12 protein-coding genes are annotated in these 14,443 nt (G+C 56.7%); 3 read left to right on the forward strand and 9 right to left on the reverse strand.

Annotated elements, in window-relative coordinates; all coding sequences use genetic code 11:
- Positions 1-237 precede the first annotated feature (237 nt).
- Genes fucU through NYE24_RS09680 form a run of 4 tightly spaced genes read right to left on the reverse strand, consistent with a single transcriptional unit; the run spans position 238 to position 4,768 of the window.
- Positions 238-678, reverse strand: a complete 441-nt coding sequence (fucU, locus tag NYE24_RS09665; RefSeq protein ID WP_036698546.1) for an L-fucose mutarotase — start codon at positions 676-678, stop codon at positions 238-240.
- A 25-nt stretch (positions 679-703) separates the two neighbouring features.
- A complete protein-coding gene (locus NYE24_RS09670) occupies positions 704-1,354 on the reverse strand; it encodes a class II aldolase/adducin family protein (RefSeq protein WP_036698548.1) in 651 nt (216 codons plus the stop codon).
- Between the two features lie 42 nt (positions 1,355-1,396).
- Entirely contained in the window at positions 1,397-2,977 is a 1,581-nt protein-coding gene (locus tag NYE24_RS09675; protein ID WP_342478540.1) for a rhamnulokinase family protein, read from the reverse strand.
- Between the two features lie 24 nt (positions 2,978-3,001).
- Positions 3,002-4,768 (reverse strand): L-fucose isomerase, encoded by a 1,767-nt coding sequence (locus NYE24_RS09680; protein ID WP_083677733.1) that lies wholly within the window; start codon positions 4,766-4,768, stop codon positions 3,002-3,004.
- A gap of 321 nt (positions 4,769-5,089) precedes the next feature.
- On the opposite strand from NYE24_RS09680, the gene NYE24_RS09685 reads away from it, so the two are divergent.
- Complete coding sequence (locus NYE24_RS09685; RefSeq protein WP_076154461.1) at positions 5,090-5,863, forward strand: DeoR/GlpR family DNA-binding transcription regulator; 774 nt, start codon at positions 5,090-5,092, stop codon at positions 5,861-5,863.
- 3 nt (positions 5,864-5,866) lie between these two features.
- On the opposite strand, the gene NYE24_RS09690 is transcribed toward NYE24_RS09685, so the two are convergent.
- Entirely contained in the window at positions 5,867-6,706 is an 840-nt protein-coding gene (locus NYE24_RS09690) for an MBL fold metallo-hydrolase (protein WP_083677734.1), read from the reverse strand.
- 214 nt (positions 6,707-6,920) lie between these two features.
- On the opposite strand from NYE24_RS09690, the gene NYE24_RS09695 reads away from it, so the two are divergent.
- The gene (locus NYE24_RS09695; RefSeq protein ID WP_036698558.1) at positions 6,921-7,277 is read left to right on the forward strand and encodes an antibiotic biosynthesis monooxygenase; all 357 of its coding nucleotides are present in this window, start codon (positions 6,921-6,923) and stop codon (positions 7,275-7,277) included.
- 60 nt (positions 7,278-7,337) lie between these two features.
- A complete protein-coding gene (locus tag NYE24_RS09700; protein ID WP_342478541.1) occupies positions 7,338-9,275 on the forward strand; it encodes an NAD(+) synthase in 1,938 nt (645 codons plus the stop codon).
- A 92-nt stretch (positions 9,276-9,367) separates the two neighbouring features.
- Here NYE24_RS09700 and NYE24_RS09705 read toward each other — a convergent pair whose 3' ends face one another.
- From NYE24_RS09705 to NYE24_RS09720, 4 genes are all read right to left on the reverse strand, one after another.
- Positions 9,368-9,796 carry a GreA/GreB family elongation factor gene (locus tag NYE24_RS09705; RefSeq protein WP_342478542.1) on the reverse strand — a complete coding sequence of 143 codons (429 nt, stop codon included), beginning with the start codon at positions 9,794-9,796 and terminating at the stop codon, positions 9,368-9,370.
- 173 nt (positions 9,797-9,969) lie between these two features.
- Positions 9,970-10,902 carry a methyltransferase domain-containing protein gene (locus NYE24_RS09710; RefSeq protein ID WP_051493878.1) on the reverse strand — a complete coding sequence of 311 codons (933 nt, stop codon included), beginning with the start codon at positions 10,900-10,902 and terminating at the stop codon, positions 9,970-9,972.
- 173 nt (positions 10,903-11,075) lie between these two features.
- Positions 11,076-11,477 (reverse strand): Rrf2 family transcriptional regulator, encoded by a 402-nt coding sequence (locus NYE24_RS09715; protein WP_342478543.1) that lies wholly within the window; start codon positions 11,475-11,477, stop codon positions 11,076-11,078.
- Positions 11,478-11,641: 164 nt separating this feature from the next.
- Positions 11,642-14,314, reverse strand: coding sequence for a glycoside hydrolase family 78 protein (locus NYE24_RS09720; protein ID WP_342478544.1), 2,673 nt, complete (start codon positions 14,312-14,314; stop codon positions 11,642-11,644).
- Positions 14,315-14,443 lie beyond the last annotated feature (129 nt).

A 14,443-nucleotide genomic window follows, 5' to 3' on the forward strand; every position in this document is an offset into this window, starting at 1 on the left:
TACAAAAAGCAGGATTCCTCCTCTACCAAAGCAGACAAGCCTGTACATTCCTGCATTTCCTGCAACAATCCTCAGGCTGGCTCCGGTTTTGGGGTAGCCAGGTTGCATAACTTGCAACATCTGAGGGTATTCGCTCTAAATGAGCGTCCTCTAAACGAGCGGTCGACTAAGCTGGCGCTATATGCAAGGCAATAAGACCGCCCATAGCCTAACCGGGCGGTCCGTTGCTTGGTGCCGCTATTCCCCGGCCTCGGGGGAAATCACACCTTTTTTGAGAATAATATTCCCGTAGAGCGCTTCTTCCCCTGTAATTAGGATGGCGTAGCTGTGCTTGGAGCGGTCATAGAAGTCAAAACGCTCTTCATACTCCACCTGCACCGCAGGATCATGCCGGGTGAGAATCTCCTTGTACGTGTCCCATATCACCGGAACGGTGGGGTCCCCCTCCACTACGGCCATGAAGGCCGCCTGAGCCGGAGCATAATGATCCAGCGGGAGCAGCTCCAGGATCGCGTCAAGCAGCCGGGGGATACCGATCCCGTCAGCCCGCAGCACCCGGGAATGCAGCGCATGTCCCGGATAATTGGCATCCGCCAGCACCAGCTCATCACCGTGGCCCATCTCCATCAGGGTGCGGACAAGCTCGGGGGAGAGCAGTTTGGGTATTTTTTTGAGCATAGCCTTCGTCTCCTCTCCGGCTTCATTACATTCCGTAGAATGATCTCAGAGCCACAAGTTCCTCAATCCGGTGTGGCGGCAGCTCGCGCTCTCCCCCGATCATGCGGGTCAGGAAGGTCAGCTTCGCCGTATATTCAAGCCGCTCCATATTCATATAAGCAGCCATTACATCCTTGCCCCAGGTCAGGGCTCCGTGGCTCTCCAGCAGCACAGCCGTCTTCTTGCCCAGGAAGGGAGTCAGCGAATCCGGGATCTCTTCGGTCGAAGGCGTCCCGTATACCGCCAGTGGAATGTCGCCCATGGCAATGACAGATTCCGGCATCATCATTTTGTCCAGAGCTTCCCCCTTGATGGCAAAAGCGGTAGCATACGGCGGATGCGCATGAACCACCCCGCCCATCTCCGGCAGCTCATTGTAAATCTTCAGGTGCATTTTCACCTCCGTGGAGGGGCGGTAGCCCTCCGCTGCATCCAGGATCTCTCCCTGCAGATTGACCTTGACCAGCATATGCGGCTGCAGATACCCTTTGCTGACTCCTGTGGGCGAAGTAATGACCTCGGTGGCCGACAAGCGGGCTGAGATATTACCGTCGTTGGCCGCGATGAAGTCCTTGTTGAACAGATTACGGCCGATATCGCAGATCTGGCGCCGTAATTCTTCTTCATGATTATTCATAATTGCCTCCTTGATTGCTGCTTGATTGCTGCTTGAAGTTTGTCAGTTCTGATGTGATAAAGACGGCTGGTACCGGAGCGTTGAGCAAGACCGGGCTGCCACCCTGCGGACCTCTGCGGGATCTATAGTTCCAAGCGCCGTCAATTGCACCAAAATGTTGCCGATCGCGCTCGCTTCTACCGGTCCGGCAATAACGTATTTGCCGGTAGCATCTGCCGTCAGCTGGCACAGCAGCTTGTTCTGAATGCCGCCGCCGACCATGTGAATGCAGCGCACCGGACGGCCGGTGAGCGCCTCCAGCTCGCGGATCGTATCCGCGTAAGACCGGGCCAGGCTCTCCAGTATTGAACGGATGATCTCTGCCCGGGTCTGCGGCACCGGCTGTCCGGTGCGGATGCAGTAGGATTCAATCCGCAGCGGCATATCGCCCGGTGTGCTGAAGAGCGGATCGTTTGGGTCCAGCTCCGCTATGCACGCACCCTGCCGGTCCAGCTGCCCGGCAAGCTCGGTGGCTTCCTGATGGCTGAGCGGTTCCCCCGCTTCAGCCCAGCTCCTCTGGGTCTCCTGGAGCAGCCAGAGGCCAGTGATATTCTTCAGCAGCCGGTTGGTGCCGCCGAAGCAGCTCTCGTTAGTGAAGCCGCTGGCCCGGGCGGCATCGCTTAATACAGGCTCGGCCGTCTCCAGGCCGACCAGCGACCAGGTTCCGCAGCTGATGAATGCAGCGGATGGCAGCGGATCGCTGAATCCGTCGATCCGGTCTGGATCGCCACAGCCAGGATCAACGCAACCAGAATCGGCATTGCTGGACTCAGCGTAGCTAGAGCCGAAACCGCCATAAGGAATAGAGGCCACAGCGGAGGCCGTATCATGCGAAGCTCCGGCAATGATCTGGAGCGGGCCGCTGCCCAGCTCTTCCTGGAGTGTGGTCCGGAGCTCCCCCAGCACCGTGCCTGCCGGAACCAGCCGGGGCAGCAGCGCAGCCGGCAGCTCCAGCCTGCGCAGCACTTCGGCTGAAGGCGCTGTGGACTGCGGATTCAGCAGGCCGCTGGTGCTCCAGATGGTCTGCTCGGCCACGGCCACGCCGCTGAGCATATAATTGAACAGATCCGGCATCATCAGCAGCTGTCTGGCGGTTGTCCGCAGCTCCGGCTTCGCCATAAGATCGGCAAACAATTGATACACCGTATTAATCGGGCTGGACTGGTTGCCCGTCAGCTTGAATTGCTCTGCTGGAGGCAACGCAGCCTCCAGTACTGAAGCGATGTCCGTCATCCGCTGATCCCTGTAATGATGCGGAACGTCCAGCAGTTCACCCTGCTCATCCAGCAGGCCGTAGTCGACTCCCCAGGTATCGACGCTCAGCGAGTGCAGCGGTCCATAGCTTGCCGCAGCCGCCGCAATCCCTTGCTTGATCTCCTGAAGCAGCCGCTGCACATCCCAGTGCAAATGTCCGTTCACCTCTACCGGCCCGTTAGGGAAGCGGTGAATCTCCTCCACCGTCACCTTCCCGTCCCTGTAGCTTCCCAGCATCACTCTGCCGGAGCTGGCTCCCAGATCGATAGCCAGCAGCCGGATTTCCGGGTCACCGGTTATGTCCATAGCTTGCGTCTTCGCCTCTGTCATCTTCCCACCTCTTCACCTGGAGGATTAGTAGAGCGGACCGAAATTGCGGCAGGCTCTGTAATCGGCACTCTCCAGATTCTCCGTGCCGAACAGCGACCAGACGCGCGGACGGAAAATACGCGCTTCCTCCACGTTATGCATACTGACCGGTATCCGCAGGATCGAGGCCAGCGTAATGAGATCCGCACCGATATGCCCGTAGCTGATCGCCCCGTGATTGGCGCCCCAATTGTTCATCACATCGTACACAGACTGGAAGGAGCCATGACCGGTCAGGTTCGGAGCAAACCAAGTTGTCGGCCAGGTAGGGTCTGTGCGCTGGTCGAGCGTGTCATGGACCTCTGCCGGAAGCTCTACAGTGTAGCCCTCTACCAGCTGGAGGACAGGCCCCAGCCCCTTGACCAGATTAAGCCGGGCCATGGTGACCGGCATGCCGCCCCGGGTCAGATAGTCCGTGGAGAAGCCGCCCCCCCGGAAATATTCCTGGGAAGCCGGGCGGAACTGAGTCTGCGCGATACAGGCAGCCGCCTCTTCATCCGTGATGTCCCAGAACGGTTTGATTGCCGGCTTGCCGTCAATACTCTGCTCGCCGGTGCCGTCCAGCGCTGCCGAGCCGGAATTGATCAGATGCAGCAGGCCGCCTGCCGCTGCTCCCTCCAGCTCATACCCGGTCACGCGCTTCACGGCCGCCGGACTCCAGAAGGTGCGCACATCGGCAAAAATCTGCGCCGTATTCGTCAGCAGATAATTGAACAGCATCGTCACCCCGTTCAGGCTGTCATTCTCAGTGGCGACGATGTAAGGCGCCCGTCTGCCGTTCCAGTCGAACGAGGAGTTCAGAATCGTCTCCATGAAGTCGCCGTTCGGGAAATGGTCGGTCCATTGCCGCTGGCCCTGGAAGCCGCCCAGCAGGGCATTGTGACCACTCGCTTCTTCTTCGAAGCCAAGCTTTGCAAGCTGCGGATTGCCGGTCATGAGATCACGGGCAATCAGCGTCATTAAGACAACCGTCTCCCACTGCTCTTCCTTAACCTCTTCACTGAGCTGCAGATGCTGCGGATTATTATCCGCCCCCACACGGCAGTTGTCCTTCACCCAGGCCAGCGCCCGCGCGAACTCCTCGGGATCATAGATCCCTTCCTCCAATCTGCGTACAAATTCAGACATATCGATATATTCATTGCGCATGCCGAGATATTCCTGGAAGAACTGCTCGTTCACAATGGAGCCGGCGATTCCCATCGACACAGAACCCATCGACAGATAGGACTTCCCCTTCATCAGAGCGGCCGCCAGCGCGGACCTCGCGAACTGCAGCAGCTTCACCTGAACATCCGCCGGGATTTCCTCGCTGCTGGATTCCTGGACATCCTCTCCGTAGATACCGAAGGCCGGAATGCCTTTTTGCGCATAAGCAGACAGAACTGCCGCCAGATACACTGCGCCGGGGCGCTCCGTTCCATTGAATCCCCATACCGCATGCGGGATGGTCGCATCCATATCCATCGTTTCCGATCCATAGCACCAGCACGGGGTGACTGTAATGGATACGCCTACACCTGCACCCGCGAACTTCTGCGCCGCCGCAGCAGCCTCCTTCACGCCGCCAATCGTAGAATCGGCAATGATACACTCCACCTGTGAACCATCCGGATACCTTACATTCTCCTGCAAAAATGCCGCCACGCGCTGCGCCATGCCCATCGTCTGTACCTCCAGCGATTCGCGCACCCCGCGTCTTCTGCCGTCAATCGTCGGCCGGATTCCAATCTTCGGATAATTTGCTGTCACTGCTGTTCCTCCCCGGAATCGTAAGTTGATAGTATGAGAACATTACACTGGAGCGCTAGCTCCGATTAGTAAGCGCTACCAAATACAGCCTCTGCGGTCTGCACACTTTTGTCTTTCGCCGCAGGCTTTCCATTTCTTCTACATCATAGAATCACCCACCTTCAAAGTCAACACTATTCCACACTTTAAATTTGGTTATTGTGTGGTTTTGTGTGATATAATTGCGATAAACTGTGGAATCGTTTGTGATTGTGGGATTTATGTTATGCAGCAGGTTATAGTAAACTGTACTTAACTACATAACGTAAGGGTGGGCATGATATGAAAGCTTTTGAACGGCGGGATCTGGTCATTAATGAGCTCTACAGGCATAAGAAGGTTCATGTTGCGGATCTGGCACAGAAATTTGGTGTATCGGAGGAGACGATCCGGCGCGATCTTGACCGGCTGGACAAGGAGGGTATTGCCAAGAAGAATTACGGCGGGGCGATTCTGAACGCTCACACCAACGAGGACCCTTCCTACTCGCACAGGCATCAGGTCAACATTGAAGCGAAGCGGATGATTGCGGTAAGGCTGCTGGAGCTGATTAATGACGGGGACAGTGTGATGACGGACACCAGCACTACGGCTTTTGAAGGATTACGGAGAATCGTGGAGGACAAAAAAAATCTGACAATCATCACCAATTCCCTGGCGGTATTGTCAGAATTCCAGCATTCCGGGCAAAAACTCATCTCCACGGGGGGCCTGCTCGGACCGGAGACCAGCTCTTTCGTAGGGCCTACGGCCTCGCAGACCATTCTGAAATATAATGTGGATGTGGCGATTTTCAGCTGCAAGGCACTCTCCATGACCGGCGGACTCTCTGATTCCAACGAAGCGGAGACCGAACTTAAGGTGCTGATGCAGCAGCAAGCGAGCAAGGTGGTCCTGCTGGCTGACCATTCCAAGTTCGACCGGATCGCCTTCATCCGGCTGTTCAGCTTCGACAAGGTCGATTATATCGTCACCGATCAGCGGCCGTCCGAGGAATGGATCGAGTTCCTTGCCAAATATCAGGTCTCCCTGCTCTACCCTGCTGATTCACAATAAGTCTTAACGTTCACGCTTAAAAGCCTGCGCCGACACGTACACGAACCGTTCCGCTCTGGCCATCATATGGAACTTCTGCTCCGGGAAGTGGCGGTACAGGTGATCTACGAAATAGCCCGGATTCTCGGCGTTGCCGGCGAACAGGTCATAATGCAGCGGTACCACGGTCTCAAAGCCTGAGGTCGCCGCGAACTCCGCCGCTTCCCGGTAATTCATATTGCCCACGATATTGCGGCTGCCCCGGTAATAATCGCGTCCATTAATCGGCAGCAGCGCCAGATCGATCTTGCGGCTGCCTACCTCCTCAATCAGCTCAGGGAACAGCACGGTATCCCCGGCATGATAAAGCGTCACCCCGTTAAGCTCCAGAATGTAGCCAACGTACTTAGGATGACCCTGTTCATCGCGTTCGGGCTGTTCGTGCGCCGCTGCAACGGGTATGACCTTCAGCCCGCTTGCAGGCTCTGTTTCACTGGCAGGCAAGGCAGCAGTCAACTGCTCCTTGCGGATGCCCAGCGCCTGCAGACGCTCCAGGCAGACCGCCGGGGCCATGAACTGCGCCTGCGGATTCAGTCCGGCAAGCACGGGGAGGGCCTCCTCATCCAGATGATCTGAATGGTCGTGGGTAATCAGGCAGACCTCCATATTCGTAATCTCTCCAGGCCCTACCGGCGGCGGGAAAGTGCGGTCCGGGTTCGGGGATACATATGGATCAATATAGACGGTCACCCCCGCCCCCTTGACAATAATGCTGGCTTGTCCGAGGAACCAGACCGCCAGGCAGCCGTAAGGCACCTCAGTGCTGCGGATTTCTTCGATCAGTTCTTGGCCTGCTAATGGCATGATGGGTTGCTCCCTTCCTCTCTTCTCTACCAAACTCTAACGTATTACCGTCTTGTCCGCAAATGAAGTCTTTCAGCGCGCCTCCTATATCACAGCGCTCTGCCCAAGAGGATTGGCTGCGCTGCTGTATTCAGCCCCCATACCCCTATACAACAGATTCATAATAGAGGTAGTATGGATAGGAAATTTATATCTAGACACTGGAGGAACCCTGATGAGCAGGATTGTGAACACCCCCGCACCGCCTTATTATGCAGTCATTTTTACATCGGAACGAACGGACGGTGATCACCACTATGCGGAAATGGCAGAGGAAATGGCCCAGCTCGCCGCCGCCCAGCCTGGATTCCTCGGAATGGAGAGCGCCAGGGAGGGCCTCGGGATCACTGTATCCTATTGGGATTCTCCTGAAGCCATACGGCAATGGAAACAGAATGAGCGGCATCTGGTCGCCCAAAGCAAAGGAATCGGGGAATGGTACCTGACTTATAAAACGAGGGTGTGCAAGGTTGAACGGGATTATGGCTTTGAGAAAGAGACCCCGCCAGGCCTTGTTACCGGTGCCGATTGATGGGTACAATTATTAGGGTAGGTACTTCAACTACAGGACAGTAAAGGACAGGTGAAATGAATGCAGAATTACGGATTCGCAAGAGTCGCCGCCGCTTCCCCGGAACTCCGGGTGGCTGACTGCGTATTCAATGCAGACCAGATTATTGAAGCCATCAATACAGCCAGCACCCAGGAGGTGGAGTACCTGGTACTCCCGGAGCTGTGCATCACCGGCTACAGCTGTGCGGATCTGTTCCTCCAGCCCAGGCTGCTGGAATCCGCGATGCAGGCGCTGCTGCGGATTACGGCCGCGACGGCAGAGCACCGGATGATTATTATTGCCGGTCTGCCGGTCTCCATCAAGAGCAGGCTGTTTAACTGTGCCGCTGTCCTACAGCAGGGCCGGATTCTCGGGATTGTGGTCAAGACCTGCATTCCCGGATACAGTGAATTCTACGAGCCGCGCTGGTTCGCGGGAGCCGAGGAGCTGGAGGTGTCCGAGCTGCGGATCGGCGGATCGGTGGTGCCGGTGGGCAATGATTTGATTTTTGCCTGTGAGAGTGACGGAAATCTGTCGTTCGGTGTGGAGATCTGCGAGGATCTCTGGGTGCCGGTGCCGCCAAGCAGCCTGCTGGCCCAAGCCGGGGCGACGCTGCTGTTCAACCCGTCGGCCAGCAACGAGCTGGTCGGCAAGGCCGATTACCGCCGCCAGCTGGTCGGGGGCCAGTCTGCCTCGTGTGTGGCCGGTTATGTCTATGCCGGCTGCAATACCGGCGAATCGACAACAGACGTTGTCTTCGGCGGACATTCCCTGATCGCGGAGAACGGCCAGCTGCTGGCCGAATCGGAACGCTTCACTCATGAGAGCCGGATGATTACCGCCGACATTGACTTGCCGCGGCTGCAGTATTCCCGCACCGTGATGGGAACGTTCCGTGCAGGCAAGGGCGGACGCAATTACCGCGAGATTCTCTACGCCGCGCCGCTCAGCAGCGGCACCCGGCGGGAGCTGAAACGGAACGTAGGCGTCAACCCGTTCGTGCCGGGCAATCCGCTCCAGCGGGACGAACGGTGCCAGGAGATTCTCTCGATCCAGACCTCCGGCCTGATGAAGCGTATCCGTCACATCGGCACCAAGCAGGCTGTGATCGGCATCTCCGGCGGCCTCGACTCTACGCTTGCGCTGCTGGTTGCCGTGCGGGCCATGGAGCTGCTCGGGCGTCCGGCCAGCGATGTGCTGGCGGTCACGATGCCGGGCTTCGGCACGACCAGCCGCACCTACGACAATGCTGTAGGCTTGATCAAAGCGCTCGGCGCCACGATGAAGGTCGTTGACATCAAGGCGGCCTGCCTCCAGCACTTCGCTGACATCGGCCACGACCCCGAGGTGCATGACCTGACTTACGAGAACGTACAAGCCCGCGAGCGCACCCAGATTCTGATGGACCTCGCCAACAAGAACGGCGGGATTGTCATCGGTACAGGCGACCTGTCCGAGCTTGCGCTGGGCTGGTGTACCTATAACGGCGACCATATGTCGATGTACAGCGTGAATTCGGGCATTCCGAAGACGCTGATCCAATATGTTGTCGCCTGGTATGCGGACCATGAAGCAGACGAGACGGTGAACAAGTACCTCTATAGCATAATCGAGACCGGAATCAGCCCGGAACTCCTTCCGCCTTCTGCAACCGGAGAGATTGTCCAGCTGACCGAGAATATCCTGGGGCCTTACATTGTGCATGACTTCTTCCTCTATTACATGCTGCGTAATGGCGCTTCTCCCGGCAAAATGCTCTATCTCGCCCAGCACGCCTTCGGCGGTGCTTATCCCAAGGAGCAGCTGACCGCCTGGCTGAAGGTGTTCGTCACCCGCTTCTTCACCCAGCAGTTCAAGCGCTCCTGCCTGCCGGACGGACCGAAGGTCGGTACGGTCAGCCTCTCGCCGCGCGGCGACTGGCGTATGCCAAGCGATGCTTCTGCCGCGCTCTGGCTGCAGGAAATCGAAGAACTGTAACTCCCGGCCGCAGCAATAAGGCCGAAGACAAAGAGGCGTCCCCCATCATCGCAGGATGATCAGGGACGCCTCTTTTTTGTCAGCAATCGGCTTCACTCGTACCTGTTATCAAGAATCAGGACTTCGTCGCTGCCGAATGGGGTCTGAATCGTTACCGTCTCGCCCGGACACGCCAGAATCAGCCCTCTGCCCATAGGCGACCAGAGGGAAATGCAGAATTCATCCAGCTCAGCTTCACCAGGAATTACAATCCGGTACATATCCTTCAGCGTCTCCTGCCCGATACGCAACGACACCCGGGAACCGACCAGCACCATAGAACGTTCTAGCGCATCGTTGTCACCGGACAGAATCCGCTCCACCGTCTCCTGATAGCTTTTGATCATCGCCTGTACCTCTGACCGCTCAGCCGGTGACTCCCATGTTCCCCTGTCCAGAATGGAGAATTTATGCTCATCAAGATAGACCAGTTGCTGCACCAGCTCCTTGCGCAAGGAAACTGTTCTGAGACTATGGCTCATAGTAGATTTCACCTACCTTCTTCATCAGGTCATGCTCGAAAATACGCTTGTTCCTGCTCATAGCCCTCAGTCCTCCTATATAAGAAAATAGATCCCGCGCAGGGACCTATTCTCTATGATAGCATCTTTCCCGGGAAAGACAATCTCATGTGCAGGGGATGGCGCGCTCCGGTTCAACGCTTCACAGAATCGGCAGATTTCCCGGACGTTCCGGCAGCGGCCCGGCTGTACATATTCAGGTCTTGCAGCTTAATCAGCACTTTGCCGAACCGCCCGCCTTGGCGGACAACGACTTGCTGCTGCGGGTAGGCCGTGTGCAGATAGTCTGTAACTACCTTGCGGGTAGCCTCTCCCCCGTCCAGATGATGCAGCGGCAGCATTTCCATCACCTCAGCGGCTGCTGCTTCCAAGGTCAGCTCCTTGCTTTTCGCTTCGCGGGTAATAATCGTCTCATAGGAATAGCCCTTCAAATATAATAATTGAGTCAGATAAGCCATATCCGAAGACTCCGCATGAACCTCCCGGCCCGTCAGCAGCGGCAGCACTTCATTCATCAGACTATGCTCCTGCACACCTGCCGAGGTGCTGATATAGCAGTATTGCCGGGCACAGCTGATCACCTTCTCCGTGCTCTCCCAGTCGAACACCGCCGGACACATGGACACGAAGACCAGATCGAAGGCACCCAGCCAGCCGCGTGACGCAATATCGATATTCTCGAACGCTTCATGCACCAGCTCCACCTGACCCGGAGCCGCTCCGGCAGTGTTCTTCAGAAACAGCTCCGCTAACGGAACATTAGGCTCTACTGCTGTAACCTTGGCCCCCCGCTCGATAAAAGGAACTGTGAACCCGCCCGAAGCCGCGCCTACATCGAGAACAGTCAACCCTTTAAAGTCCACGCCCTGGCCTTCCATCCAGCCGATAATCCGCTCGCTCCGGTCCCGCCCGGCACTGCTGAATACCTCTTCATTGAACACATCCGCTTTATGATCGAAGCTCGTGTGCGGGTTCATACCCATCGCTTTGAACTTGTTAGCCATCGCCTTGGGATCTTCCTTCCAAGCCTTCTCCCATACGCTTGCATCGAATAATCCGTTATTCATTACTAATTCATCCTCTCTGAATGTATTCATCACACGACAATTACGAAGACTTAAAAGATTTTGAATATCTATAATACCCGCTAAGTTACAACGGCTATACCGCCCCTGAAGGGACGGTATCCGTTGCAGCGGGAAATAGCAGCACACAGTATGCGACAGCATGATGCCACAGCTTAATGGCTGGCCAGCATCTTCTCGGCAAGCTCGGACATCATTTTGTTACGCAGATAATCCTCCATCTGCCCTTCAGCCTTAACCATCTCCTGCTGAATCAGACACTCACTGGGATGGTCCAGGGTGCAGTCGAACAGCGATGCCGTGCCTTCAATGGCATGGATGATATCCAGGAACGAGATTTCGTCCCCCTTGCGCCGCAGACGATACCCGCCATTGGCCCCAGATGCGGATTCGATAAGCCCGGCCTTCACCAGCTTGGTTAGAATCTTGGACAAATACGTTGGCGATACATTCTGCCGCTTGGCAAGCTGCTGCACGCCCATTGGCTTATCGGGAGTGTGCGCCACCAGAAACAGCATTGTGTGCAGGGCGTAGTTCGTTGCTTTGGAGTATTTCATGTCTTATTCCACCTTACATAAGGACTATGTCTGAAATTACAGACTTTATTTATCTATGATAGCCCTTATGTGGGGAGATTGCAACAAAAAACAGAGCCCTATACTCCCGAGGGCCCTGCATCGCAGTATTATCAGTGGCTGAAATAGCCCCGGCTACAATCCGCTTACTTCCGCAAAGGGTACTGGAATCTGTATTCCCCGGAGCCGAGCGTAACCTTCACCGCCCGTGCCAGCTGCTCAGCGGAATGAATACCGGAGGCTTGCTCAAGCGGCTGTCCAGCCGCCATGCCTGTCTCCGACACCTCCGCCAGCAAGGCGTCCGGCAACAGCACCGTAGCCGAAGTATTCGGCGGAACCACGGCGGTCAGCCCCATTTTCCCGGAATCTATCTTCCATTCAGAGCGGATCATTCCGTACATCGACTCCAGTCCGGCAGCAGCCGAGGTCAGTCCGCCTCCCGGATGTGGCTGGATCAGAAACTGCTTATAGCCCGGCCCTTCCTCTGTCTGCCCGATCCCGGCCACATAGCGGTACAGGAAGTCCCCTACCGCCCCGTAAGCATAGTGGTTGAAGGAATTCATATCCTTGCTCCAAAAGCTGCCGTCCTCCTTAATCCCGTCCCAATGCTCCCAGATCGTAGTGGCCCCGCGGGTAATCTGGTACAGCCAGGATGGGTAATCCGTCTGTAGTAAGAGCTTGTAGGCAGCGTCATAACGGCCCCCATCCGCCAGCACCAAATTCAGATAAGGCGTTCCGACGAAGCCTGTCGTAAGGTGATACCCGCTCGCTTCCAGCAGCCCGATAAGTCTCGCTAGCGTGCGGTCCTTTGCATTCCCCTCCACTAGTCCGAACATTAACGCCAGCACACAGGCTGTTTGGGTAGCCGTAGCTTCCTGCCCCGCTGGTAGAATATACGCTTGGTTGAACGCATCCTTGATCCGGTGATGAAGCTGCGAGTATTTCTCCACATCTTCGGTCCGGCCCAGCACCTTCGCCGTCTTCTCCATCAGCTGAACCGAATAGGCATAGAAGGCCGTTGCGATATAATTCCGGTCCGTAGCACCCACAAGACTGTCTGCCTTGGCATCCAGACCCAGCCAATCTCCGAAATGGTCGCCGGTATTCCACAGGAACTCATTAGTCCCCTGGCGGCGGATATACTCCACCCAGCCCTGCATACTGCTGTACTGCTGCTCCAGAATCCGCTTATCGCCATAACACTGGTAGATCGTCCACGGACAGATGACCGCCGCATCTCCCCACGCCGCAGAGGAATGTGCCTCCTCCCCCAATACATGCGGAATCACGTAAGGAACTCCTCCATCCTCCCGCTGATCGGCAGACAGATCCCTCAGCCATTTGCTGAAAAAAGGTGCCACATTCATCAGATACGCCGAGGTGCGGATGAACATCTGCGCGTCTCCGGTCCACCCGAGCCGTTCATCGCGCTGGGGGCAGTCGGTCGGCACATCGACGAAATTGCCCTTTTGCCCCCACAGGATGTTGTGCTGGAGCTGATTCAGCAGTGCATTGGAACAGGTAAAGGTGCCCGTCGGCTCCATATCCGAATGCAGCACCACGCCTGTGAAGTCCTGCAGATCCAGCGGGTCCGGGAACCCGATCAGTTGCACATACCGGAAGCCCTGGAAGGTAAAACGCGGCTGGAAGCTCTCCCGGCCCCCGCTGCCGGCGATATAAGTAACAGTCTGCCGGGCTGCCCGCAGGTTCTCTGTATACACATTGCCCCCCTGGTCCAGCACCTCGAAATGCCGCAGCTGATATTCCTGTCCCGCCGCGCCTTCTACGGTGAACCGCAGCCAGCCGACCATATTCTGGCCCATATCGAGCACCATCTCCCCCGCCGGAGTGCGGATGAGGGCCACAGGAGCCAATTCCTGGACTGCCCGGACCGGATCATTCTCCTGCGCAAGCAGAATTTTCTTGGTATACGGAAGAATCTCCGCCGGTGTCCACAGCGTGTCGTCATACCCCGGCGTGCTGAAGCCGCGCTGCACCAGCCGGGCGTCATAGGTCTCCCCGTGATACAGCTCCGACATCTGCAGCGGGCCGGGCATCACCTTCCACTGCGGGCCGGTTCCTATGATCTGCTCCGTGCCGTCCTCAAAGGTGAGATGAAGCTGCATCAGCAGCGCTGTACGGCTGCCATAGATATACTTCCTGTGCTCCCAGCCTAGAATTCCTTTGTACCAGCCGTTCCCGAGCCAGGCACCAGCCGCATTGTCCCCAAGGTTAAGCAGCGGGGTCACATCATATGTCTGGTATTGCAGACGCTGGCTGTAACTGGTCCACCCGGGATTGAGATAAGTATCGCCTACCCGCACTCCGTTCAGCTCCAGCTCATACAACCCGAGACTGGTCACATAGATTCTGGCGCGGGCGACCGGCCGGTCCACATGGAAGCTTCCGCGCAGCAGCGGGCTTTGCTCTGCTTCTTCCGCAAGGCAGGCCAGCGGAGCCGTAATCCATTCTGCAGTCCACTCCTCCGGCGAGAGCAGCCCCATCTCCCACCAGGCCGCCCCGGACCACTCTGTGGGACGATGGTGCTGATCCCATATTTTCACCCGGTAATAATAACGCGTCCTGGACTGCAGCTCCAGCTCCTTCAGCTCAATGTGAAGGGAGTCCCCGGACTCCACTCTGCCCGAATCCCACCATACGCTCCCGAAATCCGCCGCGCCTGCCACCTGTAATTGATACGCCTGCTGCCTCACATCCCGCTCATCCGCACTCACCTGCCAGCTGATTCTTGGATTACGAATATCCAGCCCCAGCGGATTCTCCTGGTACTCCACTCGCGGTTTTTGGATAGCTATCATTGAATACACCTCACCTTTATAGGATTAATCCTGTATATATGATGCGCTTTCTATTACAATTATAGGATTCCGCGTGGTTTGCATGACCTGCAATATGGACATTTCACCGGGGTAAAAAGGACTTTCTGC

It is taken from the genome of Paenibacillus sp. FSL H7-0350, from assembly GCF_038593195.1.
In the GTDB taxonomy this organism is placed as follows: domain Bacteria; phylum Bacillota; class Bacilli; order Paenibacillales; family Paenibacillaceae; genus Paenibacillus_AQ.

Coding starts and splice junctions, on each gene's coding strand:
- NYE24_RS09675 (WP_342478540.1), bottom strand. CDS start 2,977: ATGACAGAGGCGAAGACGCAAGCTATGGACATAACCGGTGACCCGGAA.
- NYE24_RS09720 (WP_342478544.1), bottom strand. CDS start 14,314: ATGATAGCTATCCAAAAACCGCGAGTGGAGTACCAGGAGAATCCGCTG.
- NYE24_RS09685 (WP_076154461.1), top strand. CDS start 5,090: ATGAAAGCTTTTGAACGGCGGGATCTGGTCATTAATGAGCTCTACAGG.
- fucU (WP_036698546.1), bottom strand. CDS start 678: ATGCTCAAAAAAATACCCAAACTGCTCTCCCCCGAGCTTGTCCGCACC.
- NYE24_RS09715 (WP_342478543.1), bottom strand. CDS start 11,477: ATGAAATACTCCAAAGCAACGAACTACGCCCTGCACACAATGCTGTTT.
- NYE24_RS09700 (WP_342478541.1), top strand. CDS start 7,338: ATGCAGAATTACGGATTCGCAAGAGTCGCCGCCGCTTCCCCGGAACTC.
- NYE24_RS09670 (WP_036698548.1), bottom strand. CDS start 1,354: ATGAATAATCATGAAGAAGAATTACGGCGCCAGATCTGCGATATCGGC.
- NYE24_RS09690 (WP_083677734.1), bottom strand. CDS start 6,706: ATGCCATTAGCAGGCCAAGAACTGATCGAAGAAATCCGCAGCACTGAG.
- NYE24_RS09710 (WP_051493878.1), bottom strand. CDS start 10,902: ATGAATAACGGATTATTCGATGCAAGCGTATGGGAGAAGGCTTGGAAG.
- NYE24_RS09705 (WP_342478542.1), bottom strand. CDS start 9,796: ATGAGCCATAGTCTCAGAACAGTTTCCTTGCGCAAGGAGCTGGTGCAG.
- NYE24_RS09695 (WP_036698558.1), top strand. CDS start 6,921: ATGAGCAGGATTGTGAACACCCCCGCACCGCCTTATTATGCAGTCATT.